Source organism: Isoptericola sp. NPDC056605, assembly GCF_042792795.1.
Classification (GTDB): Bacteria; Actinomycetota; Actinomycetes; order Actinomycetales; family Cellulomonadaceae; genus Isoptericola.
On sequence record NZ_JBHTVT010000008.1, the window covers coordinates 96331 to 122871 of the forward strand.

Genomic DNA, 26541 nt, shown 5'->3' on the forward strand with positions numbered 1-26541 from the left:
CCCGCCCGGAGACGTCCGGACACGCCGACGGCCGGGCCCGTGCGGGCCCGGCCGTGCGACGTCGTGCGTGAGTCGTGCGAGACGTGCGAGCGCTCAGAGGTTCGGGAACCAGAGGCCGATCTCGCGGGCCGCGGACTCGGGCGAGTCGGACCCGTGCACCAGGTTCTGCTGCACCTTGAGGCCCCAGTCACGACCGAGGTCGCCGCGGATGGTGCCGGGGGCCGCCTCGGTGGGGTTGGTCGCCCCCGCCAGCGAACGGAAGCCCGGGATGACGCCCTGGCCCTCGGCGACGACGGCGAGCGTCGGGCCCGAGAGCATGAAGTCCACGAGCGGCTGGTAGAACGGCTTGCCCTCGTGCTCGGCGTAGTGCGCGGCGAGGAGCTCGGTCGTGGCCTGCTTCAGCTCGACGGCGACGAGCGAGTAGCCCTTCGCCTCGATGCGCCGCAGCACCTCGCCGGACAGGCCGCGGCGCACGCCGTCGGGCTTGACGAGCACCAGGGTGCGCTCGATGGCGGGCTCGGCGGGCAGGGGGGTGTCTGCGACGTCGGTCATGGCGGAGAGCCTATCGGCGCCCGTGCCGTGCCCCGTACGCCCGACCGCCCGACGACCCCGGCGCGGCCGGTCAGAGGTTCGGCGCCGTCTCCGGGTGCTGCGCGTCGTACTCCGCGCGCTCGCGGTCGATGCGTCCGCCCAGGCGCATCGAGACGACCCACATCGCGACGAACACCACACCGACCACGAACATCATCGGCAGGAGCAGGCCCATCGCCAGCACGGGCACCTGCACGACCGTCCCCGCGTAGTACCCCAGCGGCGTCCCGACCATGCGGGACATCACCAGCAGCACCACGAACAGCACGCCGATCACGAGCCACAGGGCGAGCGGCGACTCGATCACCAGGGGGCCGCGCTCGTAGCCGGTGTTCCGCAGCCCGTAGAGGGCGACGCCGGCGAACAGCACCACGAACGCCTCCAGCTGCAGCATCATCGACGTGAACTGCACCTTGGCGGGCTTGCGGGGCTTGATGCGGTCCCCCGGGCGGGGACGGTCGTCCTTCTTGCTCACGACCCCACGATATCCGCGCGCTCGCGGGTGCCGGGACCGTCCTCGTCGGAGGTGGCCTCGGACGCGCCGTCGGCGACCGGCAGCTCGTCGAGCGCCCCCGCCCTGGCCGGGTCGGCGACCGCCTCGCCGCGCGCCACCATGCCGGCGACGTCGGAGAGCTTGATCACGGGCAGGAAGAGGGCGAGCACCAGGCCCAGCACGATCAGGGGCAGCAGGTACCAGAACGACGGCGCCAGGGCGTCGGCGTAGGCGTCGATGACGCCGGTCTTCAGCGGCTCGGGCAGCTGCTGCACGAGGGCGGGGGTGAGGCTGGACTCCCCCGCACCGGCCGCGCCGCCCGGCACGCCGGCGAACACGCCCTGCAGGTTGTCGGTGAGCCGCGTGGTGAAGATCGTCGTGAACAGGGCCGTGCCCGTGGCGGCGCCGATCTCGCGGAAGAAGTTGTTGGAGCTCGTGGCGGTGCCCAGCTCGTGCGGGTCCACGGCGTTCTGCACCGCGAGCACGACGGTCTGCATCACGAGGCCCATGCCGGCGCCGAGCGTGAAGATCATCGCGCCGAACGTCCACATGGACATGTCGCCCGACAGGGTCGTCAGCCACACCATCGCCAGCGCGACGACGATCAGCCCGACCACGGGGTACGCCTTGTACTTCCCCGTCCTGGAGATCGCGATGCCCGACACGATCGAGGTCAGCATCATGCCGGCCATCATCGGGAGCATCAGCCAGCCGGACTCGGTCACGCCGGCGCCGGTCGACATCTGCAGGAACGTCGGGATCATCGCCATCGCCGAGAACATGCCCATGCCGAGCACCAGGCCGATGAGCGTGGTGATCGTGAAGGTCCGGTTCTTGAACAGGCGCAGCGGGATCAGCGGCTCGGCGACGCGCGTCTCGGCCACGATGAACCCGGCCACGGCGGCCAACGTCAGCACGACCAGCCCGGACAGGCGCCAGTCGGTCCAGTCGTAGCCGCTCGAGGAGAGCGACTCCCAGCTCGTGACGAGCACGATGCCGGTGGTGGCCACCGCCATCGTGACGATCCCGGCCCAGTCGATCGGACGGGAGGAGCGGTGCGAGGGCAGCTTGAGCGCGAACCACGCGATGACGAACGCGGCGACGCCGACGGGGAGGTTGATCCAGAACGTCCAGCGCCAGCCCGGGCCCTCGGTGAGCCACCCGCCGAGGAGCGGCCCGAGGACGGCGGAGATGCCGAACAGCGCACCGAGCGGGCCCATGTACTTGCCGCGCTCGGACGCCGGCACGATGTCGGCGATGATCGACTGCGACAGGATCATCAGGCCGCCGCCGCCGAGGCCCTGGACCCCGCGCCACAGGACGAGCTCGATCATGTTCTGCGAGAGCGCGGCGCCCACGGAGGCGAGGGTGAACAGCCCGATCGCGACGAGGAACGGCCAGCGCCGGCCCATGAGGTCGCCGAACTTGCCGTACAGGGGCATGCCGATGGCGACGGCCAGGATGTAGGCCGTGATGACCCACCCCTGGTGCTCGACGCCGTTCAGCTCGCCGACGATCGTGGGCATCGCGGTGCCGACGATCGTCTGGTCGAGGGAGGACAGGAACATCGACGCCATCAGGGCGCCGAAGATCAGCCAGACGGTGCGCTGCGTCAGGACGACGAGCGGCTTGTCCGGCGCGGCGGGAGCGGCATGGCTCATGGAACACCTCGGATCGGCGGCGCACGGGGCGCCGGGGTAGTGACGGGGGCGGGGATGCTTCGGGTGACGACGTGCGCGGGTGCCGGCGGGCACCCGGGGGTCACGACGTGAGGATGGCGGCGAGCTGGCCGACGACGTGCGGCACGTGGTCGCCGACGTCGCCCTCATGACCGGCGCGGGCCCAGTCGTCCATCGCGGCTCGCGTGACGACGAAGACGACCATGGCGCACATCTCGGGGTCGGCGGGCAACGGGGCCGCCTCGTGCCGCCGCTCGAACAGGGCGACGACCTGGGTCTTGTGCCGCTCGAACCAGGCGAAGTGCCGGCCGAGCAGCCGTGGCTCCAGCTGCAGGATCTCCATCACCTGCTCGCCGTGGTGCTGCCCCGGGCCCGCGAAGGCCTCGAGCAGGGACCGGACGAGCACCTCGAGGTCGGCCACGAGGCGTCCGTGGGGCCCGCCGGCCGCGAACGCCTCGCGGATCTCGGCGCTCAGCTCGAACGAGCCCTGGCCGAGCACCGCGTCGTCCTTCGACTCGAAGTAGTTGAAGAACGTGCGGGGAGAGATCTGGGCCGCCTCGGCGATCTCCTCCACGGTCACGGCGTCCAGGCCGCGCTCGAGCACGAGGCGCTGGGCGGCGTCGACGATCGCGTCCGTGCGCGCGCGCTTCTTGCGCTCACGCAGTCCGAGGTCACCGGCGGGAGGAGTCACCGGACAATCATGCACCCGCTGCAATATTGCACCAAGTGCAACTTCCTGTGAGCGTGGTCACACCTCGCCGAAGCCGCCCTCGATCAGCCCGACGACGGTGGCCACGGCGTCGCGCGCGTCCGCGCCGTGCGCGGCCACCTCGACCTCGGTGCCGGCGGCCGTGCCCAGCGCCATGAGCTGCAGCACGCTCGTCGCGTCCACGCCCTGCAGGGTGACCGGCCCGCCGAACGCCGCCGCGGCGCGTGCCACCACCGCCGCCGGACGGGCGTGCAGGCCCAGCGGGTTGCGGATCACGACCCGCGCCGAGACCGTCTCGCCGCCCGCGTCCGGGGCCTCGGGGGTCGGGGCCGTCGGCGGGGCGACGGGCGGGGCGACCGGCGGGGCGACCGGCGGGGCGACGGGCGCGCCCGCCCCCTCGGCGGCGGCCAGCACCGCGTCCAGGTCGCCGCCCTGCTGCGCCGCGACCGCCGCGGCGACGGTGCCCTCGACGAACGGCGCGTCGGCGAGGCGCACCCGGTCCGCCAGGTCGGCGTCGAGCTCCAGCGCCGTCTCGACGGTCAGCACGGCGGAGCCCAGGTCCGCCAGGACGACGACGCCGTCGACCCGCGGCAGCGCGTGCCCCAGAGCGTCCTGCACGACCTCCAGCGACGTGCCCAGGCCGCCGTCGCCGTCCCCCGCCCCGCTCTCCAGGACGACGTCCGGCGCCATCTCGCGGGCCAGCTCGACCGCACCCTCGGCGAGCCGCGTCGAGTGGGAGACCAGCAGCAGCCCGACGCTCACTCCGCGACCGCCTCCGCCTCGCTCTCGCCCGCCGTGGAATCGGGCGTGGCGTCGAGCGCCGCGTCGAGCGCCGCGCGCAGCACCAGCGCCGTCGAGCGCGCGCCCGGGTCCTCGTGGCCGGCGCTCCGCTCCCCCAGGTAGGAGGCGCGCCCCTTGGTCGCGACGAGCGGGATCGTGCCGGTGGCCCCCGCGTCGGCTGCCTCCGCGGCGGCTCGGAGCACGTCGACAGGGTCCCGACCGGCGTCCGCGGCGGTGGTGGCCGCCTCGACCGCGGGGGCGAGGGCGTCGACCATCGTCTTCTCCCCGACCTGCGCCTTGCCGCGCGACGTCACGCCCTCGAGCGCGGCGTCGAGCAGCACCACGACGCCGGACCCGTCCACGCTGGGGCGGGCGGACCGCTTCGCCGCCCGCAGGAACGCCGTCCCGTACAGCGGCCCCGAGGCGCCGCCGACCTTCGACATCAGGGTCGTCGCGACGAGCATCAGCACGTCGCCCACCTCCGCGCGCTCCGGGGTGCCCGGCTCGTCCAGCTTCGCGACCACGGCCTGGAACCCGCGGTGCAGGTTCTCCCCGTGGTCGCCGTCCCCGATCTGCCGGTCGAGCTCCGTGAGCTCGTCCTTCGACCCCGCCACGACGTCGGCGGTGCGCCGCACCCAACGCTCCGCCCAAGCCACGTCGAGCCCCATGACCGCACGCCTCCTCGCCTCGGGGCGCCCCGCGGCGCCCGTCACCAGTGCAACGCCGCCGTACGCACCGGCGCGTCCCACAGCCCCCGCAGCTCGTCGTCCAGCCGCAGCAGCGTGATCGACGCGCCCTGCATCTCCAGCGACGTCACGTAGTTGCCCACGAGCGACCGGGAGACGGTGACACCGCGCTCCTCGAGCAGCCCGCGCGCTCGACCATAGACGACGTACAGCTCCGACAGCGGCGTGCCCCCCATCCCGTTGACGAACAGCAGCACGTCGTCGCCGCCGCCCAGCCGCAGGTCGTCGGCGACCGGGTCGAGCAGGCTGCGCGTGATCTCGGTGGCGCCGGCGAACGGGATCCGGTGGCGGCCGGGCTCGCCGTGGATGCCGATGCCGATCTCGACCTCGTCGTCGGGCAGGTCGAAGGACGGCTTCCCGACGTGCGGCACCGTGCAGGCCGTGAGCGCGACGCCCATGCTGCGCACGTTCGCCACGACGCGGCCGGCGATCTCGGTGACGGCGCCGAGGTCGTCGCCGCGGGCCGCGGCGGCGCCCGCGATCTTCTCCACGCAGACGGTGCCGGCGACGCCGCGGCGGCCCGCCGTGTACAGCGAGTCCTCGACGGCGACGTCGTCGTTGACGAGGATCGTCGCCACCTGCGACCCCTCCGCCTCGACGAGCTCCACGGCCGTCTCGAAGTTGAGCACGTCGCCCGTGTAGTTCTTCACGATCGCGACGACGCCGGCGCCCGAGTCCGCGCCCAGGATCGCCGGGACGATCTGGTCCGGCGTGGGCGAGGTGAACACCGCGCCCGGGACCGCCGCGTCGAGCATCCCGTCCCCGACGAACCCGGCGTGCAGCGGCTCGTGCCCCGAGCCTCCGCCGCTGACCAGCCCCACCTTGCCCGGGACGGGCCCGCCGGCCCGCGTCACGTACACGGGCTCGTCGTGCACCTCGACCAGGTCGGCGTGGGCGAGCCCGAATCCCGCGAGCGAGTCGGTCACCGCGTCCGCGGGGTCGTCGAGCAGCTTCTTCATGTCGTGCCTCCTCGCCTGGCACCGCCGTGCACCGCGGCGGCCTGTCCCCATCCAACACCCGGGCGGCACGCCACGCAGCACCCCCGGGGGGTGGCGGGCGGGTGATCGTGCGCGCGTCCCGGACGGGCGCGTCAGCCGCGGCCGAGCAGGATCCGGGCGTCCGCGACGGTGATGACCGAGCCGGTGACGAGCACGCCGCGGCCGGTGCCGACGCCCACCTGGTCGCCGCTCTCGGCGAGGTCGGCCGCCATCTGCAGCGCCTCGTCGAGGCGGGCGGCGGTGCGTACGCGGTCCTCGCCGAAGATCTCGTGGGCCACCTCGAGCAGGTCCTCGGGGTCGGCCGAGCGGGCCGACGAGTTCTTCGTGAGCACGAGCTCCGTGAGCGCCGGCTCGAGCGTCGCGAGCAGCCCTTCGACGTCCTTGTCCGCCATCACGGCGACGACGCCGACCAGGCGCGGCAGGTCGAACTCCTCGTCGAGCGCGTCGACGAGGGCCTGCGCCCCGTGCGGGTTGTGGGCCGCGTCCACCAGGACGGTCGGGCTCGAGCGCACCACCTCGAGGCGCCCGGGCACGACGACGTCGGCGAACGCCGTCTCGACCACGCCGCCGTCCAGGGCCCGGCCGCCGAGCAGCGCCTCGACCGCGGCGAGCGCGAGGAGCGCGTTGTGGGCCTGGTACGCGCCGTGCAGCGGCACCAGCACCTCGGTGTACAGGCCGGCGGGGGTACGCAGGTCGACGAGCTGCCCACCGACGGCCGGCCGACGGCCGGCGACCTCGAGCTCCACGCCCTCGCGCAGCAGGTGCGCCGACACCTCCGCCGCACGTTCGCGCAGGATCTCGTCGACGACGACCTCCTGCTCGGCGCTCACGACCGTGGCGCCCTCCTTGACGATGCCGGACTTCTCCGTGGCGATCTCCGCCAGCGTCGAGCCGAGCCAGCGCTCGTGGTCGATGCCCACCGGGGTGAGCACCGCGACCTCGCCGTCGACGACGTTGGTGGAGTCCCACCGGCCGCCCATGCCGACCTCGACGACCGCGACGTCGACCGGGGCGTCGGCGAAGGCCGCGACCGCCATGACGGTGAGCACCTCGAAGAAGCTCAGCCGCGGCCCGTCCGCCTCCTGCGACTCGCGGTCGACCACGCCGATGTACGGCGCGACGTCCTCCCAGACCTCGACGAAGCGGGCGGCGCTCAGCGGCTCGCCGTCCACCTGGATGCGCTCGGTGACGCTCGTGAGGTGGGGCGACGTGAACAGGCCGGTGCGCAGGCCGTGCTCGCGCACGAGCCGCTCGGTCATGCGCGCCGTCGACGACTTGCCGTTGGTGCCGGTGAGGTGGATCGCGCGGAACGCGTGCTGCGGGTCGCCCAGCAGCTCGAGCACGCGCCGCACGCGGTCGAGCGTCGGGTCGATGTCGTGCTCCGGCGCCCGCGACATGATCTCCGCGTACACCTCGCGCAGCGACTCTTGCGCCACGGCGTCCTCCGCCGCCGCGCGGGCGGCCTGGCGCTCGGCGGCACGGGCCTTGCGCACGGCGGACGAGGGCTTGTTCTCAGCGTCGGGGGTCACCCCCGAAGGATAGGCGCTGCGCGCCCGCCGACGACGGCCGGTCAGCGCGGCGCGAGCACCACGACCGGGGTCTCCCCGGCGCGGTGCGCGGCGAACCGGTCGATCTCGCCCCAGCCCTGGTGGCGGCCGACGAGCGTCCAGAGCCGGTCGCGCTCCTCGCCCTGCGCCGCCGTCGCCCGGACGGGTCGCGGGCCGTCGACGGTGTCCACCTCGGCGTCCGGGTGCGCGCTCAGGTTGAGCCACCACGCGGGCGGCGGGTCGCCCCAGCCGTTCATCGCCAGGGTCACGTACCGGCCGTCGTCCTCGACGTAGCCGAGGATCACGGCACGCTCCTGGCCGCTGCGGCGCCCGACGACGCGCAGGCGCAGCATGCCGAACTTGCCGCCGGGGGTGGGCCGCCGCAGCGGCCACCGCCCGCCGCTGATCCGGTAGCCGGCGCGCTGGACCGCCCACGCCGAGCGGACGAACCAGCGCGGCGGGACGAAGGGCGGGCGGGACTCGGGGGCCGGTGTCGCGTGCGTGCTGCCCATGGCGGACTCCTCGGCGAACTCCTCGCAGCGGGCCGGCGCGGCACGCCGGGGCACCAGGCTAGCCCCGGGGTGGGCGCCGCGCCGCTGTCGTCGGCCGGGGCTACGGTCGGGTCGTGGCCACCGCCTCCGACGCTCCCGAGCGTCCCGTCCGCCTCGCTCGTCGCGTCGTCCCCGACCCTCCGGGGTCGGACGCCGCGCCGCTGGTGCTGCTGCACGGCGGGGGCGGTGACGGCTCGACGTGGGACCCGTTCCTCGGCCCGCTCTCCCGCCGCGGCCCGGTCGTGGTGCCGGACCTGCGGGGCGCGGGACGCAGCCCGCGGCGCGGCATCGGGTCGGTGACCGAGCTGCGGGACGACGTGCTGCTGCTGCTCGACGACCTCGCCCTGGACCGCGCGGTGCTGGTCGGGCACTCGCTGGGCGCACTCGTCGGGCTGCTGGTCGCCCTCGAGCGGCCCGACCGCGTCGCGGCGCTGGTGCTCGAGGAGCCCCCGCCCCTGGAGCCCTTCCGCCTCCCCGCGCCGGCCAGGCGCCCGGACGACGCGTCGTTCTACGAGCGGGAGATCCGCCCCGCGGTGCTGGCGGCGCTCGCCGCCCCGGACCCCGCCTGGGTGGACGGTCTGGCCGCCGTCGCCGCGCCGACGCTGGTGATCGGAGGCGGCCCCGACAGCCACCTGCCGCAGGACGCGATGGCCCGCACGGCGGCCCGGCTGCCCGACGCCCGGTTCGTCACGCTGTCCGGCGGCCACCTGGTGCACCCGCACGCCCCCGACGCGTTCCTGCGCGAGGTCGAGGGGTTCCTCGACCTCGCGCAGGGCGGCTCGTGACGGCTGGTCCGCGGGTCAGCCGGCCGGCGTCTCCCGCTTGCTCACGCGCACGGCGCGCTCGCCGTCGCCCGCCGCCACGGCGAGATCGAGGGCGAGGGTCTCGCGGGCGATGAGCTCCCGGTAGGTCTCCACCGCGGCGACGTGCTCGGCGGGCACGTCGAGCTCCAGGGCGATGCGGTCGCTCACCTCCAGGCCCGCGGCCTTGCGGGCGTCCTGCACGTCGCGGATGACGTCGCGGGCGTAGCCCTCGGCGCGCAGCGCGTCGTCGAGCGCGAGGTCCAGGACGACGAACCCGCCGCCCGGCAGCACGGACGCCGCGACGTGCTCGCCGGCCGCGTCGCCCACGACGGTGGTGAGCTCGTACTCCGCCTCGAGGAGGGGCTCGTCGCCGGCGTCGGTCGTGACGACGACGGTGCCGTCGTCGTCACGGCGCCACGCGCCCGCCTTCGCCGCCTTGATGACGGACTGGACGCCGCGGCCCAGACGCGGGCCGGCGGCCCGGGCGTTGACGGCCAGTCGCTCGGTGATGCCGAACCGCTCGGACGCGTCGGCGTCCGCCTCGACGAGGTCGACCGCCTTGACGTTGAGCTCCGACGTCAGCAGGCCGACGTAGTCCGCGAGCGCCGCCGGGTCCGGCACGGCCACCGTGAGGCGGGCCAGCGGCTGGCGCACGCGCAGCTGGTGCGCCTTGCGCAGCGCGAGCGCGCTGGACACGACCGCGCGCACCTCGTCCATCGCCGCGACGAGCTCGTCGTCGCGCACGAGCGCGGCCTCGGGGACCTGGTGGACCGCGACGGCGTGGACGTCGTCGGCGCCCTCGAACCGCTCGCCGACGTCCTGCGCAGTCGCCGGCCAGTCCGTGAGGTGCACGGACCGGCCGCCGGTGAGGCCGCGCCAGACCTCCTCGGTGAGCAGCGGCGCCAGCGGCGCCATGACGCGCGTCAGCGTCTCGAGCGCCGTGTACAGCGTGTCGAACGCGTCGGCGTCCTCGGCCCAGAACCGGTCGCGCTGGGTGCGCACGTACCAGTTGGTCAGGACGTCGAGGTGCTCGCGCACCGACTCGCAGGCGCCCCCGATGTCGTAGGCGTCGAGCTGTGCGGTGACCTTCGCGACCAGGTCGTGGGTGCGGGCCAGCAGGTAGCGGTCGAGGGCGGGCAGGCCGGGGACGCGCTCGGCCGTGACGGGCTGCGCCGTGTAGCCCGCGCCGCCCCCCTCGGAGCCGGTCGCGCTGTTCGCGTACAGGGTGAAGAAGTAGTAGGTGCTCCAGAGCGGCAGCAGCACCTGGCGCACGGAGTCGCGGATGCCCTCCTCCGTGACGACGAGGTTGCCGCCGCGCAGGATCGGGCTGGCCATGAGGAACCAGCGCATCGCGTCGGAGCCGTCGCGGTCGAACACCTCGGAGACGTCCGGGTAGTTGCGCAGGGACTTGCTCATCTTGCGGCCGTCGGACCCGAGCACGATGCCGTGCGAGACGGCGGTGCGGAACGCGGGCCGGTCGAACAGCGCGGTGGCGAGCACGTGCAGCAGGTAGAACCAGCCGCGCGTCTGGCCGATGTACTCGACGATGAAGTCGCCCGGGTAGTGGTGCTCGAACCAGTCGGCGTTCTCGAACGGGTAGTGCACCTGGGCGTACGGCATGGAGCCGGAGTCCATCCACACGTCCATGACGTCCTCGACGCGGCGCATCGTGGACTTCCCGGTCGGGTCGTCGGGGTTCGGGCGGGTGAGCTCGTCGACGAACGGGCGGTGCAGGTCCGGCTCTCCGTCAGGGCCCAGCGGCAGGCGGCCGAAGTCGCGCTCGATCTCCGCCAGCGAACCGTAGACGTCGATGCGCGGGTGCGCCGGGTCGTCGCTCTTCCACACCGGCACCGGGGATCCCCAGAACCGGTTGCGGCTCAGCGACCAGTCGCGGGCGTTCGCGAGCCACTTGCCGAACTGGCCGTCCTTGATGTGCTCGGGGGTCCAGGCGATCTCCTGGTTGAGCTCGACCATGCGGTCCTTGAACTTCGTCACCTCGACGAACCACGAGGACACGCCCATGTAGATCAGCGGCTGCCGGCAGCGCCAGCAGTGCGGGTAGGAGTGCGCGTACGACTCGCGGCGCAGCAGCACCGTGCCGGCGGTGACCGACCCGGCGTCGGCCTCACCGCGGGTGCGGGCCTTGAGGTGGTCGATGATCGGCAGGTTCGCGTCGAAGACCTGCAGCCCGGCGTACTCGTCCACGGGGTGGATGAACTTGCCGTCCGCGCCCACCGGCATGACGGACGCGACGCCCTCGCGGTCGCACACGACCTTGTCGTCCTCGCCGAACGCGCCGGCGCTGTGCACCAGGCCGGTGCCGTCCGTCGTCGTGACGAAGTCGGCCTCCACCACCCGGTGCGCGCGCTCGCGCCCCTCGTAGTACGAGAACGGCGGGGTGTAGGAGGTCTGGAGCAGGTCGCGGCCGGTGAGGCGCCCGACGACGCGCGGCGCGTCCTCGTCCGGGTCGGTGAGCTCGCGGGCGTACGCGTCCACGCGCGCCGCGGCGAGCACGTAGCGCTGCGGCGCGCCCGTGAACGACGACTCCACGACGACGTACTCGATGTCCTCGCCGACCATGACGAGCAGGTTGGACGGGAGCGTCCACGGCGTCGTGGTCCAGATGAGGAGCTTGTCGCCGGGGCGCACGACGTCCTGGCCCGCGGGCACGGTGGTGACGTCGAAGCCGACGGTCACGGCCGGGTCCTGCCGGGTCTGGTAGACGTCGTCGTCCATGCGCAGCTCGTGGTTGCTCAGCGGCGTCTGGTCGTTCCAGCAGTACGGCAGCACGCGGTAGCCCTCGTACACGAGGCCCGCGTCGTAGAGCTTCTTGAAGCCCCAGAGCACCGACTCCATGTAGGTGACGTTGAGCGTCTTGTAGTCGTGGTCGAAGTCGACCCAGCGCGCCTGGCGGGTGACGTAGTCGCGCCACTCGGACGTGTACTTCAGCACCGACGAGCGACAGGCGGCGTTGAACTTCTCGATGCCGAGCTCGAGGATCTCGTCCTTGGTCTTGATGCCGAGCTGGCTCATCGCCTCGAGCTCGGCGGGCAGGCCGTGCGTGTCCCAGCCGAACCGGCGCTCCACGTGCTTGCCGCGCATCGTCTGGTAGCGCGGGACGACGTCCTTCGCGTAGCCGGTGAGCAGGTGGCCGTAGTGCGGCAGGCCGTTGGCGAACGGCGGGCCGTCGTAGAACACGAACTCGTTGCTGCCGTTCTCCCCCGCCGGGTTCTTCGCGACGGACGCGCGGAACGTGTCGTCGGCGGCCCAGAAGTCCAGGACCTCGCGCTCGATCGCCGGCAGGTCCGGGGACGCGGGGACCCCGGCGATGCCGAAGGCGGCGCCCTGCTGGGGCTGGTCGGACGAGCGGTGCTGCGGATAGGCCATGGGTGGGCTCCTGTGCGGACGAGCTGGCGGTCGGTGGTACGACGTCGGTGCTGCTGGGCTGGTGCTGTGCAAGGACGACGCCCCCGCCCCGAAGGGCGCGGGTCCCGCGGTACCACCTCGCTTGCGGACGCCGCTCGCGCTGACCTCCGCCGCTCGTTCACGGCTGTGACGGGCCTACCCGTCCGGTTCTACTGAGAGCGCGGGTGCGCTCGGTTCTTCCGGAGGCTCACCGGTGATGGCCGGGTCGACGCCTGTGCGTCCATGGTAGCCAGCCGCGCAAGTGCGGTCGTCGAGGGGCGGCTTCGGCAGCAGGAGGAAAAACCCGGGCGGCATCGCGGACGTTCTCGCCAGGATGGCGGGTATGGACGAGGTCGAGGTCGTCGTGGCCCACAGCCAGCGCGCGACGCTGCGCGTGGGCGGCATGTTCCTGAAGGTCGACGGCGACCCGGGGCACGCCGAGCGAGAGGCGCGGGCGATGGCCCTGGCTCCGGTCCCGACCCCGGCGATCCTCTGGTGCGAGCCGCCCGTGCTCGCCGTCGCCGCCGTGCCCGGACAGGCGCTCGGCGTCCTCGGCGAACCGTCACCGGCGTCGTCGGCGGCCTGGGCCGCGGCCGGCGCCGCCGCCCGGACGCTGCACGACGCGCCGCTGCCGCCGTGGCCGGGACGCCCGCTCGACGACATCAGGGCCGAGCTCGACGCCGAATGCGCCTGGCTGCTCGACCACGCCGTCCTGCCCCCCGAGGTGATCCGCCGCAACCGCGAGATCGCCGAGGCCGCCCTGCGGCCCTGGTCCCCGGTGTTCGTCCACGGCGACCTCCAGCTCACCCACGTGTTCGTCGACGGCGACGAGCTCACCGGCATCATCGACTGGTCCGAGGCCGCGCCCGGCGACGCGATGTTCGACCTCGCCATCCTGACGCTCGGGCACGAGGAGCGCCTGGACGACGTGCTGGCCGGCTACGGCCCCGGCGCGGACCGGGCCGTGATCCGCGCCTGGTGGTCGCTGCGGAGCCTGACGGCGTCGCGCTGGCTGATCGAGCACGGCTTCGACCCGGACGCGCCGGGAGCCGAGCTCGACGTGCTCAGAGCCCGGATGCGGGAGACCTAGGCACGGGCCTGCGAGCCCGCCACCTCACGCGCGGGCGTCCGCCGCCATCGCCTCGAGCGCGGCGAACGGCGCCGGGGCCGCGAAGCGCCCGCGCAGCGACGGCTCGTACGCCGCGAGCGGCCGCGCCTGGAAGAACCTCGCCAGCGCGGGGTCGTCCGGCTCGACGCCCAGCTCCGGGGCGGGCACGAACCCGAAGCGGGAGTAGTACGCCGGGTCGCCGACGAGCACGACGAGCGGCTCCCCCAGCGCGTCGGCGGCGCCCAGCACCGTGTGCACCAGCGCGGAGCCGACGCCGCGGGCCTGGTGGTCCGGGTGCACGCTCAGCGGGCCGAGCACGAGGGCAGGGTCGTCGCCCACGCGCGCCCGCGTGCACACGACGTGCCCGACGACGTCGTCCCCCGCGCCGGCGACGAACGCGAGCTCGGGGATCCAGCACTCGTCCGCGCGCAGGAGGGCGACGAGCGTCGCCTCGCCGGGTGCGCCGTCCGGCTCCACGGGCGGCGCCGAGTACGGCGCGCCCGCGAAGGCGGCGGCGGTGACGGCGCGGACGGCGGCGGCGTCGGTCGGGAGCTCGCGGCGGATCAGCATGGGCCGATGGTGGCATCGGCCCGCCGTCGTCGTCTCCGGTATTCCCGGTCCCGCCGCGGCGGACGCCGCGGTCTACAGTCCCTCGCATGCGCCGCGGACCGATCGTCGCCCTCGCCGGGGTCTCCGGGCTCGCCGCCGTGCTGGCCTGGAGCGAGTGGCTGAACCGGCGCTGGTCGCGCACCCTCGTGGCCGACGCCGCGGGGCCGACGCAGGCCGTCGTCGTCCTGGGGTTCCGCAATCCCGGCCCGGCGGCGAACGTCGTCAACCGCTGGCGGGTGCGCGCGGGGCTGCGGTCGATCGACCCGGCGGCACGCGCGCGGCTCGTGCTCAGCGGGGGCACGACGACGTCCCGCCGCTCCGAGGCGAGGGTGCTGGCCGACCACGCCGTCGGCGTCCTGGGCTACGACGGGCCTCTGGTGCTGGAGGAGGAGAGCCGGACCACCTGGGAGAACGTCGCGCGCGTCCTCCCGCTGGTCGAGGACGCCGACCGGATCACGTTCGTCTCGCAGCCGGCGCACGCGCTCAAGGCCCGGGTCTACGTGGCCCGTCAGCGACCGGACCTCGTGGGCCGGCTGACCCGCGCGGCCGACCACCGCTGGGGCGAGTGGCTGCCGCTCAAGCCGGCCCTCGCCGCCTACGGCCTGTGGACGCTGCGGGGCGTCCGGCGCGACCTGCGCGGGCGGTGACACCGCGCCGCACGGCTCGTATCGTGACGCCGTGACCGTCACCCAGGCGCTGCTCGCCTTCGCGCTCGTCGCGGGCCTCCTCACCCTCGTCCCCGGACTCGACACCGCGCTCGTGCTGCGCAGCACCGTGACCCGCTCGCGCTCGCACGGGTTCGCGGCGCTCGGCGGCATCCAGGTCGGCACCCTCGTGTGGGGCGCCGCCGCCGCGGGCGGCGCGGCGGCGCTGCTCGCCGCCAGCCAGACGGCGTACCGCGTGCTCACCCTGGCGGGCGCGGCGTACATGGTCTGGATGGGGGCGTCGATGCTCTGGCGATCCTTCCGGTCCCCCCGCGACGCCGCCGGCGAGGTCGACGTGCCGCTGCCGACCGGCGGCCGCTGGCGCGACTTCGGGCTGGGGCTCAGCACCAACCTCATGAACCCGAAGGTCGGCGTCTTCTACGTCGCCGCGATCCCCCAGTTCGTGCCCGACGGCGTCAACCCGCTGCTCATGGGCCTGCTGCTCGCCCTGGTGCACTGCGTGCTCGGGACCGTCTGGCTGTCGCTCGTCGTCCTCGGGGCGGGCTGGTTCGGGCCCCGGCTGCGCCGGTCGGGCGCCGTGCGCTGGGTGGACCGCGTCACCGGCGGGGTGCTGGTCCTGTTCGGCGCCCGCCTGGCGGCCACCGCGCGCGTCTGACGCCGCCCCGGGCCGGTCCGCGCCCGATCAGGTGATCGTCAGCTCGATCGTGTGCCAGCCGGTGGCGCCGTCCGGCGCGGGCGGTGCCTCCGCCTCGACCTGGACGGTGCCGTCCGCGTCCGTCGCGCGCACCGCCACCAGGTGGTCGCCGGGGGGCGCGTCCCAGTCCAGGCGCCACTGGCGCCACGTGTCCGGGCCGACGGTCTCGGCGAGCTCGGCCGCGACCCAGTCGCCGTCGTCCACCCGCACCTCGACGCCGGAGATCCCGGTGTGCTGGGCCCAGGCGACGCCCGCGAGCGTCACGGTGCCGGCGGGCAGGTCGTCGCCCGGGCGCGGGACGTCGATGCGCGACGACAGCTTGATCGGACCCAGCGCGGACCAGCCGCGCGGCGTCCAGTAGCCCTGCTCGTCGGCGAACCGGGTGACCTTGAGCTCGGTGACCCACTTGGTGGCCGACACGTACCCGTACAGGCCGGGCACCACGAGGCGCGCGGGGAAGCCGTGCTCGGTGGGCAGGGGCTCGCCGTTCATGCCGACCGCCACGAGGCAGGCGCGGTCGGGCTCCTGCAGCACCTCCAGCGGCGTGCCCGCCGTGAAGCCGTCGGTGCTGCGCGAGAGCACCATGTCCGCGCCGGCCTGCGGCTTCGCCCGGGCCAGCAGCTCCCGCACGGGGTGGCCGAGCCACAGCGCGTTGCCGATGAGGCTCCCGCCCACCTCGTTGGAGACGCACGCCAGCGTGACGTGGTGCTCCTCGAGCGGCAGCGCGAGCAGGTCGTCCCACGTGATCGTGAACGGCTCGTCCACGAGGCCGGTCACGGTGAGCGACCAGTCGTCGGGGTCCACCTGCGGCACGACCAGGGCCGTGTCGATGCGGTAGAACTCCGGGTTCGGCGTGACGTACGGGGCGGCACCCTCGACGCCGAGGTCGGCGCCCGCGGGCACCGGCGGCGCCGACGTCGCGGGCCGGGGCAGCCGGATCGCCTCCCGCGCGGCCGTCACCGCGCGACCGCCGGCGGAGACCACGCGCGAGACGCCGAGCACGACCACGGCGCCCGCCGCCGTGACGCCGGTCCACTGCAGGAAGCGGCGCCGGTCGATCGCGGACCGCCAGTCGGCCCCGGGCCGCTCGTCCTCGGCGAACCACGTCTCGACCCGCCGCAGCAGGGCGCTGAGCAGGGCGATCGCGGCCACCACCCCGAGCAGGCTCGGCAGCGCCCAGGCGATGTTCGCCCCCGGACGTCCGGCGGCCACGACGGCCGCCACCGCGCCCACGGCGCCCAGCAGGACGGCGCCCCACGGCGGACGACGCCGCTCCAGGAACCCCACGAGCGCCGCCCCGGCGAGGGAGACGGCGCCCATCGTCGCGAGCAGCACGGCCTTGTCGGCCGTGCCGAACCACGACACCGCCAGGTCCTTCAGCCAGCCGGGGACGCCGTCCACCACCGCCCCGCCGACCGCCACGACCGGGCTCGACGACGGGTCGACGAACGCCGCGACCAGCTCCGCGACCGCCAGGCCCGCCGCCGTCGCGACCACGCCCGCGAGCGCCGCCCACCAGCCGTCGCGCCGCTTCGGCTCGGGCGGGACCCACGACTCGGCGTCCCAGCCCCCGGCGTCTCCCGGTGAGCTGCTCATGACCTCAGCGTCCCACCACGGGGCTGGCGGGGGCACCGGGGTCCGGCCAGCCGGCGAGGTGCCCGAGCCACGCGAGGGCGAGCCACGACCCCTCGAGGTCCAGCTCCGTCCCCGGACCCGTGACGCGCGCGGAGCAGAGTGCGTCCAGCGTCCACGGTCCCTGCTCCGCCGGCGCGAGCGTCAGCGACCGGAGCGTCAGCGTCGTGCGGTCCAGCTCGACGTCGGCGGGCGCCGCACCGGACGTCGCCGGCAGCGCGGCCCAGGTCCGCCGGCGCGAGGTCCACAGGGTCGGGCGCTCGCCGTCGACCTCGGCGAGCCCGTCCGCGGTGCCGCCGACGACGGCGCAGGGCAGCTCGGCGACGGGCTCGGCGGGGTCGCGCGGCACCCGCGGCGGCTCGTCCCCGAGGCTCGCCACGTCGCCCGTCGGCGCGTTCCCGTTCGCGATCGACAGCGCGAGGTCCACGGCGGCGCGCACGAGGCCCGACGCCGCGCCCGCGCTCTCGCGCACCCCGCGCCGCTGCCGGCGCGGGCGTCGCCACGAGATCACGTCCTGGACCCGGGGACTCGTCATGGCGTCGACCGTAACGCCACCACGGTCGACGCCACGCCCGGCGCGTCACGCCCCGGCGACCGCCGGGTCCGGCCGGGGCACGTGCGCGAAGACCGACTGCCCCAGCCAGCGGGGCACCTGGCGCCGTGCCACCTCGGGGCCCACGAGGTCCACCTCGCGCGAGCGCAGCGCGTTCGCCCAGGTCACGTCACCCCGCCACAGGCGGGTGAGGGCCCGCAGCGGCGTCGTCACGACCACCGCCGCGTCGTAGCCGGGGTCGTAGTCGCACACCTCGACCTGCCCGTCGCGCACGACGATCCACCACCGGGACACCCGGGGGGCCACGTCGGTGAGCACGATCCCGAGGACGGTCCGCTCCCGGGGCCAGGCGGCGACGTCGATCGTGCGGCGCATGTCCCACAGCAGCAGGTGCGGGTCGAGGTCCTCCTCACCGAGCCCGCCGACCCACCGCGTGCCCCAGGCGCCGAGCGCCTCGACCACCGGCCGCAGCTCCTCGCCGGCGGGCGTGAGCACGTAGCGGACGTGGCCCTCGTCACCGGCGCGTCGCACGACGCCCGCACGTTCCAGGGTCCGCAGCCGCTTCGACAGCAGCGTGGGCGACATCTTCGGGTTGCCGCGCCGCAGCTCGTTGAACCGCGAGCTGCCGAGCAGCAGCTCGCGCACGACGAGCAGCGTCCACCGCTCGTCGAGCACCTCCATCGCCTTGGCGACGGGGCAGAACTGCCCGTAGCCCGCCATCCCCCCAGTGAACGCCCGCGACGCGCGGCGGGCCAGTACAGATCCAGGACTTCGCCCGGTCCAGATCCGGCACTGGATCGCGGCCGGCGCCGGGCGCACCGTGAAGGGGTCGGCACGGTCCCGTGCCGGTCACCGTGGAGCGAAGGAGCCCCTCATGAGCGTCACCGATCCCCGGACCGTCCCCGCCGAGCTGCTCGAGACGGTCCGCACCAAGCACCGCGCCGTCTGGGAGTCGGGCGACTATCCAGCCGTCGCGGACCAGGTCATCCCCTCGTTGGGGGCCGTCGTCGTGGAGGCGTGCGACGTCGGCCCGGGCGACCGGGTGCTCGACGTCGGCGCCGGCTCGGGCAACGCGTCGATCCCGGCCGCGCTGGCGGGGGCCGACGTCGTCGCCTCCGACCTGTCCCCCGAGCTCCTCGAGGCGGGCCGACGACGCGCCGAGGCCACGGGCGCCACCCTGCGCTGGGAGCCGGCCGACGCGCACGCGCTCCCGTTCGACGACGGCGCGTTCGACGTCACCCTGTCGTGCGTGGGCGTGATGTTCGCGCCGTTCCACCAGCTCGCGGCCACCGAGCTCGCACGGGTGACCCGCCCCGGCGGCACGATCGGGAACGTCGCGTGGACGCCGGACGGGTTCATCGGCCAGATGTTCGCGACCCTCAAGCCCTACGCGCCCCCGCCGCCGCCCGGGGCCCTCCCGCCGCCGCTGTGGGGCACCGAGGAGCACGTGCTCGCGCTCTTCGGCGACCGCGTCACCGACGTCCGGGCCGAGGTGCACGGGCTCGTCGTCGACCGCTTCTCCGACGGCGCCGCGTTCCGCGACTTCTTCAAGGCCACCTACGGGCCGACCATCGCGACGTACCGGCACCTCGGGGACGACGACGCCCGGGCGGCCGAGCTCGACGACGCGCTGGCCGCGCTCGGCGACCGGCACCTGCGGGACGACGGCACGATGGTCTGGGACTACCTGCTGGTGCGCGCGACCCGGGCGTGAGCCCGCGCCCTCACCCCGCGGCGATGAGGCGGTGACGGACCCGGTCGAGCTCCGGGTCCGTCACGCCGTGCGCGCGCAGGTAGTCCGCCGGGTCCACGCCGTCGAGGAAGTCCCCGAGCGCCGCGGCGACGGCGTCGCACCAGGCCGCCAGCGCGTCGGGCGCGCGGTGCGGCTCGCTCCATCCCGGCTCGGTGACGGCCCGGTCGTTGTTCGCGCGCACGGCCCGCAGGTAGTCGTCGACGACGACCGGGCGGGGGACGCCGACGAGGGTCAGCAGCAGGGCGGTGACCATGCCGGTCCGGTCGCGCCCGCCTGCACAGTGGTAGACGACGGCGCCGTCGGGCGCGTCGGCGATCGTGCGGAACACGTCGGTGACGAGCCCGGGCCAGCGCTCGAGCACGGTCGCGTAGTAGCGCGGGGTGTCGAGGTGCGGCGCCCAGGCGCGCATGAACTCCTCGTCGTCCGGGTCCTCGACGGGGCGGTGGTGCCGCGTCACGGTCGGCGGCAGCTCCAGCGGCTCGATCTCGGCCGCGTTGCGCAGGTCGACGACGGTGCGCACGCCCGCGGCGGCCATCGCCGCGAGACCCTCGGGGCCGGCGTCGTCGAGCCGCGACGTCCGGTAGAGGCTCCCGGTCCGGGTGCGCCCGCCGTCGGCGGTGGGCAGCCCGCCCAGGTCGCGGGCGTTCGGCAGCGCGCCCCAGTGCACCGCGCGGGCGTCGGGGCCGGTCGAGGCGGGGGCCGCCCCCGCGGGCGAGGTGTCGGTCGGGATGCTCACGGGCGTCAGGCAACCACACGTCGTCGGCGGGGCGTACTAGGCTCGACGCCGGATCACGGGCACGACTCTGGCCCGTCGGCGCGACCCGGGCTGTGGGCCGCGGTTCCACCGGCGCGAGATGGCGCGCCGTCGGACGACACCACCGACGACGACCCCTGGAGCTTCCGCGTGCCCCGACTCCCCCGTACCGCCGTGCCCGGCGTTGCCCTGCTCGCCCTGTCCCTCGCCGCCCTCACCGGCTGCGGCCAGGACCCTGCCGACGCCGCGCCCTCGGCCGCCCCGACGGACGGGTCCGCCGGGGGGACCACCTACCCGCTGACGCTCGACAACTGCGGTGTCGAGACGACGGTCGACGGCGCACCGCAGCGCGTGGTGACGATCAAGTCGAGCACCACGGAGATGCTGCTCGCCCTCGGGCTCGGCGACCGCATCGTCGGGTCGGCGTTCCTCGACGGCCCCGTGCCGGACTCGCTGGCCGACGCCGCCGCCGACGTGCCCGCCGTCGCCGAGCCGATGGCGGAGCAGGTGCCCGGCACGGAGGCCGTGCTCGGCCTGGAGCCCGACCTCGTCTACGCCGGCTGGGAGTCCAACCTCACCGCCGACGGCGCGGGCGACCGTGCCACGCTGGCGAAGCTCGGCGTGGCGACCTACGTCTCCCCCGCCGCCTGCAAGGCGCCGGAGTACATGCCTGACCCGCTGACCTTCGACGACGTCTTCGCCGAGATCGACGAGGTGGGCGAGGTCTTCGACGCCTCCGACGCCGCCGACGACCTCGTCGCGACGCAGCAGGACGCGCTCGCGTCCGTCGCCCCCGACGACCGCGGCCTCACCGCGCTCTGGTACTCCTCGGGCGACGACATCCCCTACGTCGGGGCGGGCATCGGCGCGCCGCAGATGATCATGGACGCCGTCGGCCTGGAGAACGTCGCGGGCGACGTGGACGACACCTGGACGTCGTTCTCCTGGGAGCAGGCGATCGAGGCGGACCCGGACGTCGTCGTGCTCGTCGACGCGACGTGGAACAGCGCGGAGCAGAAGATCGAGCGGCTCGAGTCGAACCCCGCCACCGCCCGGATGACGGCCGTGCGCGAGGGGCGCTACCTCATCGTGCCGTTCCCCGCGTCCGAGGCCGGCGTGCGCAACGTCGACGCCGTCGTCGACCTCGCCGACCAGCTGGCGGGCCTCGACCTGTGACCACCGTCGCCGAGCCGGTCCGCACCCCGCCGTCGACGTCGTCGACGGCGCGGCGGGGCGCGGCCTGGTGGCTGCCCGCGTCGGTGGTCGTGCTCGTCGCGACCGTCCTCGTGACCGTGACGGTCGGCCCGGCCGACCTGTCCGTCGCGGACGTGTGGCGTTCGATCGCGACGCACGTCGGCCTCGGCGGCGCGCTGGGCCTCGAGCCGCTCGACGCGCTGCCGGACGGCATGGTCTGGGAGCTGCGGCTGCCCCGCGTGCTCACCGCCGCGGCGGTGGGGGCGGGTCTCGCGGTGTGCGGCGTCGTCATGCAGTCCCTCACGCGCAACCCGCTCGCGGACCCCTACCTGCTGGGGCTGTCGTCCGGGGCGTCGCTGGGAGCGGTGCTCGTGCTGGTCGCCGGGCTGACGGTGCTGCTGCCGGTCGCCGCGTTCGGCGGCGCGGTCGCGGCGCTCGCCGCCGCCCTCGGGCTGGCCGGCGCGATCGGCACGATCACGCCGACCCGCACCGTGCTGGCCGGGCTGGCGGTGAGTCAGCTCGCCGCGGCCGCGACGAGCTTCGTCATCTTCTGGTCCGCCACCGGCGACTCGTACCGCGAGATCCTGTCGTGGCTCATGGGGTCGGTCGCGGGCGCGACCTGGACCTCGGTCGCGATCACCGGCGTGGCCGTGCTGGTGCTGGGCACCCTGCTCGCCTCGACCGGCTCGATCCTCGACGCGTTCACCTTCGGCGACACCGCGGCCGCCACGCTCGGCGTGCCCGTCGCACGGGTGCGGTGGCTGCTGCTGGTGGGCGTCGCGCTGCTCACGGGCGCCCTGGTGTCCCAGAGCGGGTCGATCGGGTTCGTCGGCCTGATCCTGCCGCACGCCGTACGGCTGCTCACCGGTGCGCGGCACCGGCTGCTCCTGCCGCTGTCCGCGCTGTGCGGTGCGTCGTTCCTCGTCTGGGCCGACACGCTCGCCCGCACGGTCTTCGCCCCCCGCGAGGTGCCCGTGGGCATCGTGACCGCCGCGATCGGCGCGCCCGTGTTCGCCCTGCTGCTGTGGCGCGGCCGGAGGATCGCATGACCACCGAGACCCGCTCCCAGGCTCGCACCGAGACCCGCACCGGCGCCCCCGCCCGGGACGCCGCGGCTCCGGCCGCCGACGGCCTGGACGCCGACCGGGTCTCGTGGTCGACGAGCGGCCGCCTGATCCTCGACGGCGTGGACGTCACCGCACCCGTGGGCGCGGTGACCGGGCTGCTCGGCCCGAACGGCTCGGGCAAGTCCACGCTGCTGCGCGTGCTCGCCGGGGTGCAGGCGCCGACGGACGACGGGCCCTCGGGCGGCGCACGCGTCGTCTTCGGTGGCGCCGACCTCCTCGCCCTGCCGCGGCGTCGTCGCGCACGGACGCTCGCGTTCGTCGAGCAGGAGGCGTCCACCGACCTGCCGGTGACGGTGCTCGACGCCGTCCTGCTCGGCCGCATCCCCCACCGCTCCCTGCTGGCCGGCGACTCCGCGGACGACCGCGCCGCCGCCCGGCGCGCCCTCGACGACGTCGGGGCGGCGCACCTTGCCGACCGCGAGGTCACGACCCTCTCCGGCGGCGAGCGCCAGCGCGTGCACATGGCGCGCGCCCTGGCGCAGGAGCCCGCGCTCGTCCTGCTGGACGAGCCGACCAACCACCTCGACATCGCCGCCCAGCTCGACGCGCTGCGCATCCTGCGCGACCTCGCCGACCGGGGCGTCACCGTGCTCGCCGCCCTGCACGACCTCCAGCTCGCCGCCCAGCACTGCGACCACGTGGTGCTGCTGTCCGGAGGCCGCGTCGTCGTCGCCGGCGACGTGCGCGACGTCCTCGTGCCCGACGTCCTCGACCCCGTCTACGGCGTGCGCACCGAGGTGCTCACCCACCCGCGCACCGGTCGCCCGGTGCTGACGTTCGAGCCGGCCGACTGATCCGCTGCATCAGGCCCGCGGACGCCGCCCCAGCTCGATGGCCGGGCAACGGTCCATCACCATGTCGAGTCCGGCGGCGCGGACGCGGGCCGCGGCGGCCTCGTCGACGACGTCGAGCTGGAACCACACCGCCTTGGCGCCGATCGCGATCGCCTCGTCGGCGACGGCCCCGGCCAGCTCGGAGCGGACGAAGACGTCCACGACGTCGACCGGGAACGGGATGTCCGCCAGGCTCGCGTAGCCCTGCTCGCCGTGCACGGTCTCGGCGCGCGGGTGCACCGGCACGATCCGCTTGCCCGCGCGCTGCAGCACCCCCGCGACGCCGTACGCGGCGCGCTCCGTGTTCGTGGACAGCCCGACGACGGCCCAGGTGGTGGTCTCGTCGAGGACGCGGTCGATGGTCGCGTCGACGTCGGTGGTGGTCTCGCTGACCTCTGAGCTGCTCATGCCTCGTGCAACCGGCACCTCGATCGGCCTGTTCCAGTCGCGCGGGTCCCTGATCCTCATGCGTGCCCCCTCGTCGTCCGTTCCGTCCGAGCCCTCGTCCGAGCCGTCATGCGACCGCCAGCGCCACGCCCGCGAGCGCGCACGACGCGGCGCAGGCGACGGTCCGCACGTGGTTGAGCCGGCTCCAGGGCCGGTCGAACGCGGCCCACCCGGCGGCGTCCCGGTGCGCCATGACGTGGTTGTTCAGCGGCACGTTGCCCACCGCCGTCACCCCGAGCATGCCCACGACCACCAGCACGGCGCTCGCCACGACCAGCCACGCGCCGTCATACCCGCCGACGAGACCGACCACCGCCGAGCCCGCGGGCACGACCACGGCCGCGCCGAACAGGGTCATGAACGGTGGCCGGACGGCGTCCTCGTTGATCGCCGCGATCGCGGCGGCCGCCGCCGCGGGGTCGAGCCTGCGCAGCCCCGGCATGACGAAGGTCGAGAACGCCGCGAACACCCCGCCCGCCAGACCGGTGGTCAGCACGGTCAGCACGAGGAGCACGCCCCAGGGGTCCATGGGCCCATCCAACCAGCGGGACGGCCCCGGCCGCAGCAGGATGGACCGCATGCCCGTGCCTCCGGCCGTCTCCAAGGCCACCAAGCGCTTCAACCCGTACGCCCTCAAGGTGAGCTCGCGCGTGCCGCCGTGGGTCACGCTGCACCACACGGGCCGCAAGAGCGGCCGCGAGTACCAGACCCCCGTGGTGGCGTTCGCCGCCCGGGCGCCGATCGACACGCGGGTCGCTCGGCCCGGCGACCCGGTCGAGATCGGGGAGTACCGCGACATCCTCGTGCTGACACCGCTGCCCTGGGGCCCGGACGTGGACTGGTGCCGCAACGTGCGCGCCGCGGGCTCGTACCGGCTCACCCGCAAGGGGGTCGACTACCGCGCGGACCAGCTCCGCGTCGTGGACGCCGACGCCGCCCGCGGGATGCTCGGCGGGTTCGTCGGCGCGGCGTCGGGGCTGATCGGCATCGAGTCGTTCCTCGTCGGGCGGCTGCACCGCTGGCCGGTCGACGAGCCAGGGCAGGGCTGAGGACCCGACGGCGTCGGCGGCGCGGGGCACCTCCATGGACACGAGGCCGGCGGCCGACGGTCCGTCCGCGCGCGCCCCGAGCAGAACACCGCGCGGCACTCGGCCGGTGGCGCGTCAGGCGTCCACGCCGTCGAGCAGCCCCGTCAGGATCCGGGGCAGCAGACGCCCCAGCAGGTCCTGGTCGCCCGTCGCGGGGGCCGACGTCGCGATCGCCCGCGCGAGGTGCGGATGCTCCCCGGCGACGACGACCGCGCGGAGGTACTCCTCCTGCGCCGACCGCCACTCCTCGGTCGAGCGGTCCGCGGCGAGCTCGGTCGCGGCGAGCGTCGCCACGAGCCCGATCGTCAGGCCCACGGCCTCGAGCTTGACCTGGCCGGGCGCGTCGACCGGGTCCAGCGCGGCGAGCGTCCGCTCGAGGAGGACGACGCCGTGGGGCGTCATCGGCGGCTGCGCCTGCAGGACGTCGACCGTCCACGGGTGACTCCGGCAGAGGGAGTCCAGCGCGCGGGCGAGCGCGAGGACGTCGGCCTGCCAACCACCGGTGAGGGAGGGGTACCGGACGTCGGCGAGCACCGCGTCGAGCATGAGCTGGATCAGCTCGTCGCGGCTGTCGACGTACCGGTACAGCGCGGTGGCGCCGGCTCCGATCGCGGCCGCTACCTTGCGCATCGACACGGCTCCGAGGCCCCCGGCGTCGGCCAGTCGGACCGCAGCGGCCGCGATGCCGGCGCGGTCGTGCCCGGGTGCCGGTCCGCGGCCCGCCCGTTCGGTCCGCAGCCAGATGCTGCGGGGCCGCTCGCTCTCTGCGTACATCGCTCGCAGTCTAGTAGCCTGGAGTACAGCGAACACTGTTCTCAGAGAGCCCGAGGCGCCCGATGACCCCGCCGACCCGCTTTGCCACCCATGACGACGTCACCATCGCGTACGAGACGTTCGGCGACCCGGCCTCCGGCGAGCCGCTCCTGCTGATCATGGGGCTGGACTTCCAGATGGTGTGGTGGCCCGACGCCCTCTGCGAGCTGCTGGTCGACGCAGGGTTCGCCGTCGTGCGATTCGACAACCGCGACACCGGGCTCTCCACGCACTTCACGTCGCCGGCACGACAGAACCCCTGGCGGGCGATGCTCGGCGGGACGGCCCCGGCGTACACCGGCACGGACATGCTCGACGATGTCGAGACCGTGCTGGACGCCGTCGGATGGACGTCGGCGCACCTGCTGGGCATCTCGCTCGGCGCCGGCGTCGCGCAGGCGGCCGCGCTTCGACGTCCGACCCGGGTCCGCAGCCTGACCAGCTGCTGCGGCCTGCCGTGCACCGCCCCCACGTGGCGCAGGTTGGCGTACGTGCGGTTCGGCATCTTCCGCGAGCTGGCGAGGCTCGGCGAGCCGACCACGTCCGCAGAGGCCGTCGACGTCCTGGTGGCGATCTGGCGAGCCCTCTCCGACCCGGCGCCGATCGACGAGGAGTGGGCCCGCCAGGCCGCGACCGTGAGCCACGACCGCGCGCCCCGGGACCCGCGCACCACCCAGCGGCAGCTCGCCGCGTGGTCCCGGGAGCGCCTGCCCGCGCTCTCGACCCTCCGCGTCCCGACCCTCGTGGTCTCCGGCGAGGACGACCCGCTCATGAAGGTGTCGGGCGGGCGCGACGTCGCCCGTCAGGTCCCGGGCGCCGTCTTCCGGACCCACCCGGGGATGGGGCACACGCTCCCGGAGAGGGTCTGGCCGGCGCTCGTCGCGGACCTGCGGCGGCTGGCGGACCGGGCGAGGGCAGCGGCCTAGGTGAACCCCCCTGGGCGCCGGGCGCGGCACCAGGGCCGGTTTC

The 26541-nt window shown here is 74.8% G+C and carries 28 protein-coding genes; 10 read left to right on the forward strand and 18 right to left on the reverse strand.

Annotated elements, in window-relative coordinates; genetic code table 11:
* Positions 1–93: 93 nt before the first annotated feature.
* The 9 genes from ndk to ACFQ8Y_RS10480 form a co-directional block, all read right to left on the reverse strand.
* Positions 94–552 carry a nucleoside-diphosphate kinase gene (ndk, locus tag ACFQ8Y_RS10440; RefSeq protein WP_430549874.1) on the reverse strand — a complete coding sequence of 153 codons (459 nt, stop codon included), beginning with the start codon at positions 550–552 and terminating at the stop codon, positions 94–96.
* 70 nt (positions 553–622) lie between these two features.
* Positions 623–1066 (reverse strand): DUF4233 domain-containing protein, encoded by a 444-nt coding sequence (locus ACFQ8Y_RS10445; protein WP_430549873.1) that lies wholly within the window; start codon positions 1064–1066, stop codon positions 623–625.
* The gene (locus ACFQ8Y_RS10450) at positions 1063–2745 is read right to left on the reverse strand and encodes an MDR family MFS transporter (RefSeq protein ID WP_430585395.1); all 1683 of its coding nucleotides are present in this window, start codon (positions 2743–2745) and stop codon (positions 1063–1065) included. The genes ACFQ8Y_RS10445 and ACFQ8Y_RS10450 overlap by 4 nt, the downstream gene beginning before the upstream one ends.
* 100 nt (positions 2746–2845) lie before the next feature.
* The gene (locus tag ACFQ8Y_RS10455; protein WP_430549871.1) at positions 2846–3454 is read right to left on the reverse strand and encodes a TetR/AcrR family transcriptional regulator; all 609 of its coding nucleotides are present in this window, start codon (positions 3452–3454) and stop codon (positions 2846–2848) included.
* Between the two features lie 57 nt (positions 3455–3511).
* Positions 3512–4234, reverse strand: coding sequence for a dihydroxyacetone kinase phosphoryl donor subunit DhaM (gene dhaM, locus ACFQ8Y_RS10460; RefSeq protein ID WP_430585396.1), 723 nt, complete (start codon positions 4232–4234; stop codon positions 3512–3514).
* A complete protein-coding gene (gene dhaL / locus ACFQ8Y_RS10465; RefSeq protein WP_430585397.1) occupies positions 4231–4920 on the reverse strand; it encodes a dihydroxyacetone kinase subunit DhaL in 690 nt (229 codons plus the stop codon). The genes dhaM and dhaL overlap by 4 nt, the downstream gene beginning before the upstream one ends.
* A gap of 41 nt (positions 4921–4961) precedes the next feature.
* Entirely contained in the window at positions 4962–5957 is a 996-nt protein-coding gene (gene dhaK / locus ACFQ8Y_RS10470) for a dihydroxyacetone kinase subunit DhaK (RefSeq protein WP_430585398.1), read from the reverse strand.
* A 131-nt stretch (positions 5958–6088) separates the two neighbouring features.
* Positions 6089–7525, reverse strand: a complete 1437-nt coding sequence (locus ACFQ8Y_RS10475) for a bifunctional folylpolyglutamate synthase/dihydrofolate synthase (protein ID WP_430549867.1) — start codon at positions 7523–7525, stop codon at positions 6089–6091.
* Positions 7526–7566: 41 nt separating this feature from the next.
* Entirely contained in the window at positions 7567–8055 is a 489-nt protein-coding gene (locus tag ACFQ8Y_RS10480; protein WP_430585399.1) for a nitroreductase/quinone reductase family protein, read from the reverse strand.
* Between the two features lie 113 nt (positions 8056–8168).
* Here ACFQ8Y_RS10480 and ACFQ8Y_RS10485 point away from each other — a divergent pair, with 113 nt between their 5' ends.
* Positions 8169–8879, forward strand: a complete 711-nt coding sequence (locus ACFQ8Y_RS10485) for an alpha/beta fold hydrolase (RefSeq protein WP_430585400.1) — start codon at positions 8169–8171, stop codon at positions 8877–8879.
* A 15-nt stretch (positions 8880–8894) separates the two neighbouring features.
* Here the strand turns inward: ACFQ8Y_RS10485 and ileS are convergent, their stop codons facing one another.
* Positions 8895–12284 carry an isoleucine--tRNA ligase gene (gene ileS / locus ACFQ8Y_RS10490; RefSeq protein ID WP_430585401.1) on the reverse strand — a complete coding sequence of 1130 codons (3390 nt, stop codon included), beginning with the start codon at positions 12282–12284 and terminating at the stop codon, positions 8895–8897.
* A gap of 361 nt (positions 12285–12645) precedes the next feature.
* Here ileS and ACFQ8Y_RS10495 point away from each other — a divergent pair, with 361 nt between their 5' ends.
* The gene (locus ACFQ8Y_RS10495) at positions 12646–13392 is read left to right on the forward strand and encodes a phosphotransferase family protein (RefSeq protein ID WP_430585402.1); all 747 of its coding nucleotides are present in this window, start codon (positions 12646–12648) and stop codon (positions 13390–13392) included.
* A 24-nt stretch (positions 13393–13416) separates the two neighbouring features.
* Here the strand turns inward: ACFQ8Y_RS10495 and ACFQ8Y_RS10500 are convergent, their stop codons facing one another.
* Complete coding sequence (locus ACFQ8Y_RS10500; protein ID WP_430585403.1) at positions 13417–13980, reverse strand: GNAT family N-acetyltransferase; 564 nt, start codon at positions 13978–13980, stop codon at positions 13417–13419.
* Positions 13981–14066: 86 nt separating this feature from the next.
* Between ACFQ8Y_RS10500 and ACFQ8Y_RS10505 the strand changes: the two genes are divergently transcribed.
* Both ACFQ8Y_RS10505 and ACFQ8Y_RS10510 read left to right on the forward strand, forming a co-directional pair.
* Entirely contained in the window at positions 14067–14666 is a 600-nt protein-coding gene (locus tag ACFQ8Y_RS10505; protein WP_430585404.1) for a YdcF family protein, read from the forward strand.
* Between the two features lie 31 nt (positions 14667–14697).
* Positions 14698–15339, forward strand: coding sequence for a LysE family translocator (locus ACFQ8Y_RS10510; protein WP_430549860.1), 642 nt, complete (start codon positions 14698–14700; stop codon positions 15337–15339).
* 27 nt (positions 15340–15366) lie between these two features.
* Here the strand turns inward: ACFQ8Y_RS10510 and ACFQ8Y_RS10515 are convergent, their stop codons facing one another.
* Genes ACFQ8Y_RS10515 through ACFQ8Y_RS10525 form a run of 3 tightly spaced genes read right to left on the reverse strand, consistent with a single transcriptional unit; the run spans position 15367 to position 18283 of the window.
* A complete protein-coding gene (locus tag ACFQ8Y_RS10515) occupies positions 15367–16974 on the reverse strand; it encodes a molybdopterin-dependent oxidoreductase (protein WP_430585405.1) in 1608 nt (535 codons plus the stop codon).
* 4 nt (positions 16975–16978) lie between these two features.
* Positions 16979–17545: a hypothetical protein gene (locus tag ACFQ8Y_RS10520; RefSeq protein WP_430585406.1), complete on the reverse strand. Its 567-nt coding sequence runs from the start codon at positions 17543–17545 to the stop codon at positions 16979–16981.
* 45 nt (positions 17546–17590) lie between these two features.
* A complete protein-coding gene (locus ACFQ8Y_RS10525) occupies positions 17591–18283 on the reverse strand; it encodes a winged helix-turn-helix transcriptional regulator (protein ID WP_430549857.1) in 693 nt (230 codons plus the stop codon).
* Between the two features lie 154 nt (positions 18284–18437).
* Here ACFQ8Y_RS10525 and ACFQ8Y_RS10530 point away from each other — a divergent pair, with 154 nt between their 5' ends.
* Complete coding sequence (locus tag ACFQ8Y_RS10530) at positions 18438–19277, forward strand: class I SAM-dependent methyltransferase (RefSeq protein ID WP_430585407.1); 840 nt, start codon at positions 18438–18440, stop codon at positions 19275–19277.
* Between the two features lie 10 nt (positions 19278–19287).
* Here the strand turns inward: ACFQ8Y_RS10530 and ACFQ8Y_RS10535 are convergent, their stop codons facing one another.
* Positions 19288–20052 carry a tyrosine-protein phosphatase gene (locus ACFQ8Y_RS10535; RefSeq protein ID WP_430585408.1) on the reverse strand — a complete coding sequence of 255 codons (765 nt, stop codon included), beginning with the start codon at positions 20050–20052 and terminating at the stop codon, positions 19288–19290.
* Between the two features lie 168 nt (positions 20053–20220).
* Here ACFQ8Y_RS10535 and ACFQ8Y_RS10540 point away from each other — a divergent pair, with 168 nt between their 5' ends.
* The 3 genes from ACFQ8Y_RS10540 to ACFQ8Y_RS10550 are packed head-to-tail and all read left to right on the forward strand — an operon-like array spanning position 20221 to position 23185.
* The gene (locus ACFQ8Y_RS10540) at positions 20221–21246 is read left to right on the forward strand and encodes a putative F420-0 ABC transporter substrate-binding protein (protein WP_430585409.1); all 1026 of its coding nucleotides are present in this window, start codon (positions 20221–20223) and stop codon (positions 21244–21246) included.
* Complete coding sequence (locus ACFQ8Y_RS10545; protein ID WP_430563305.1) at positions 21243–22313, forward strand: putative F420-0 ABC transporter permease subunit; 1071 nt, start codon at positions 21243–21245, stop codon at positions 22311–22313. Before ACFQ8Y_RS10540 ends, ACFQ8Y_RS10545 begins: the two co-directional genes overlap by 4 nt.
* Positions 22310–23185, forward strand: coding sequence for a putative F420-0 ABC transporter ATP-binding protein (locus ACFQ8Y_RS10550; RefSeq protein WP_430585410.1), 876 nt, complete (start codon positions 22310–22312; stop codon positions 23183–23185). The genes ACFQ8Y_RS10545 and ACFQ8Y_RS10550 overlap by 4 nt, the downstream gene beginning before the upstream one ends.
* Before the next feature lie 9 nt (positions 23186–23194).
* Here ACFQ8Y_RS10550 and ACFQ8Y_RS10555 read toward each other — a convergent pair whose 3' ends face one another.
* Entirely contained in the window at positions 23195–23632 is a 438-nt protein-coding gene (locus ACFQ8Y_RS10555) for a CoA-binding protein (RefSeq protein ID WP_430549851.1), read from the reverse strand.
* Positions 23633–23738: 106 nt separating this feature from the next.
* On the reverse strand, positions 23739–24200 hold the full coding sequence (locus ACFQ8Y_RS10560; protein ID WP_430585411.1) for an anthrone oxygenase family protein: 462 nt from the start codon (positions 24198–24200) through the stop codon (positions 23739–23741).
* 49 nt (positions 24201–24249) lie between these two features.
* On the opposite strand from ACFQ8Y_RS10560, the gene ACFQ8Y_RS10565 reads away from it, so the two are divergent.
* The gene (locus tag ACFQ8Y_RS10565; protein WP_430585412.1) at positions 24250–24720 is read left to right on the forward strand and encodes a hypothetical protein; all 471 of its coding nucleotides are present in this window, start codon (positions 24250–24252) and stop codon (positions 24718–24720) included.
* A 114-nt stretch (positions 24721–24834) separates the two neighbouring features.
* Here the strand turns inward: ACFQ8Y_RS10565 and ACFQ8Y_RS10570 are convergent, their stop codons facing one another.
* Positions 24835–25533 carry a TetR/AcrR family transcriptional regulator C-terminal domain-containing protein gene (locus ACFQ8Y_RS10570; protein WP_430585413.1) on the reverse strand — a complete coding sequence of 233 codons (699 nt, stop codon included), beginning with the start codon at positions 25531–25533 and terminating at the stop codon, positions 24835–24837.
* Between the two features lie 62 nt (positions 25534–25595).
* Between ACFQ8Y_RS10570 and ACFQ8Y_RS10575 the strand changes: the two genes are divergently transcribed.
* Positions 25596–26498 (forward strand): alpha/beta fold hydrolase, encoded by a 903-nt coding sequence (locus ACFQ8Y_RS10575; RefSeq protein ID WP_430585414.1) that lies wholly within the window; start codon positions 25596–25598, stop codon positions 26496–26498.
* Positions 26499–26541: the final 43 nt, after the last annotated feature.

Bases quoted from the DNA above. Each gene is read 5' to 3' on its own strand.
- ACFQ8Y_RS10550 (WP_430585410.1), top strand. From the start codon at position 22,310: ATGACCACCGAGACCCGCTCCCAGGCTCGCACCGAGACCCGCACCGGC.
- ACFQ8Y_RS10565 (WP_430585412.1), top strand. From the start codon at position 24,250: ATGCCCGTGCCTCCGGCCGTCTCCAAGGCCACCAAGCGCTTCAACCCG.
- ileS (WP_430585401.1), bottom strand. From the start codon at position 12,284: ATGGCCTATCCGCAGCACCGCTCGTCCGACCAGCCCCAGCAGGGCGCC.
- ACFQ8Y_RS10560 (WP_430585411.1), bottom strand. From the start codon at position 24,200: ATGGACCCCTGGGGCGTGCTCCTCGTGCTGACCGTGCTGACCACCGGT.
- dhaK (WP_430585398.1), bottom strand. From the start codon at position 5,957: ATGAAGAAGCTGCTCGACGACCCCGCGGACGCGGTGACCGACTCGCTC.
- ACFQ8Y_RS10520 (WP_430585406.1), bottom strand. From the start codon at position 17,545: ATGACGAGTCCCCGGGTCCAGGACGTGATCTCGTGGCGACGCCCGCGC.
- ACFQ8Y_RS10495 (WP_430585402.1), top strand. From the start codon at position 12,646: ATGGACGAGGTCGAGGTCGTCGTGGCCCACAGCCAGCGCGCGACGCTG.
- ndk (WP_430549874.1), bottom strand. From the start codon at position 552: ATGACCGACGTCGCAGACACCCCCCTGCCCGCCGAGCCCGCCATCGAG.
- ACFQ8Y_RS10570 (WP_430585413.1), bottom strand. From the start codon at position 25,533: ATGTACGCAGAGAGCGAGCGGCCCCGCAGCATCTGGCTGCGGACCGAA.
- ACFQ8Y_RS10505 (WP_430585404.1), top strand. From the start codon at position 14,067: ATGCGCCGCGGACCGATCGTCGCCCTCGCCGGGGTCTCCGGGCTCGCC.
- ACFQ8Y_RS10515 (WP_430585405.1), bottom strand. From the start codon at position 16,974: ATGAGCAGCTCACCGGGAGACGCCGGGGGCTGGGACGCCGAGTCGTGG.
- ACFQ8Y_RS10500 (WP_430585403.1), bottom strand. From the start codon at position 13,980: ATGCTGATCCGCCGCGAGCTCCCGACCGACGCCGCCGCCGTCCGCGCC.
- ACFQ8Y_RS10555 (WP_430549851.1), bottom strand. From the start codon at position 23,632: ATGAGCAGCTCAGAGGTCAGCGAGACCACCACCGACGTCGACGCGACC.
- dhaL (WP_430585397.1), bottom strand. From the start codon at position 4,920: ATGGGGCTCGACGTGGCTTGGGCGGAGCGTTGGGTGCGGCGCACCGCC.
- ACFQ8Y_RS10575 (WP_430585414.1), top strand. From the start codon at position 25,596: ATGACCCCGCCGACCCGCTTTGCCACCCATGACGACGTCACCATCGCG.
- ACFQ8Y_RS10480 (WP_430585399.1), bottom strand. From the start codon at position 8,055: ATGGGCAGCACGCACGCGACACCGGCCCCCGAGTCCCGCCCGCCCTTC.
- ACFQ8Y_RS10450 (WP_430585395.1), bottom strand. From the start codon at position 2,745: ATGAGCCATGCCGCTCCCGCCGCGCCGGACAAGCCGCTCGTCGTCCTG.
- ACFQ8Y_RS10530 (WP_430585407.1), top strand. From the start codon at position 18,438: ATGAGCGTCACCGATCCCCGGACCGTCCCCGCCGAGCTGCTCGAGACG.
- ACFQ8Y_RS10525 (WP_430549857.1), bottom strand. From the start codon at position 18,283: ATGGCGGGCTACGGGCAGTTCTGCCCCGTCGCCAAGGCGATGGAGGTG.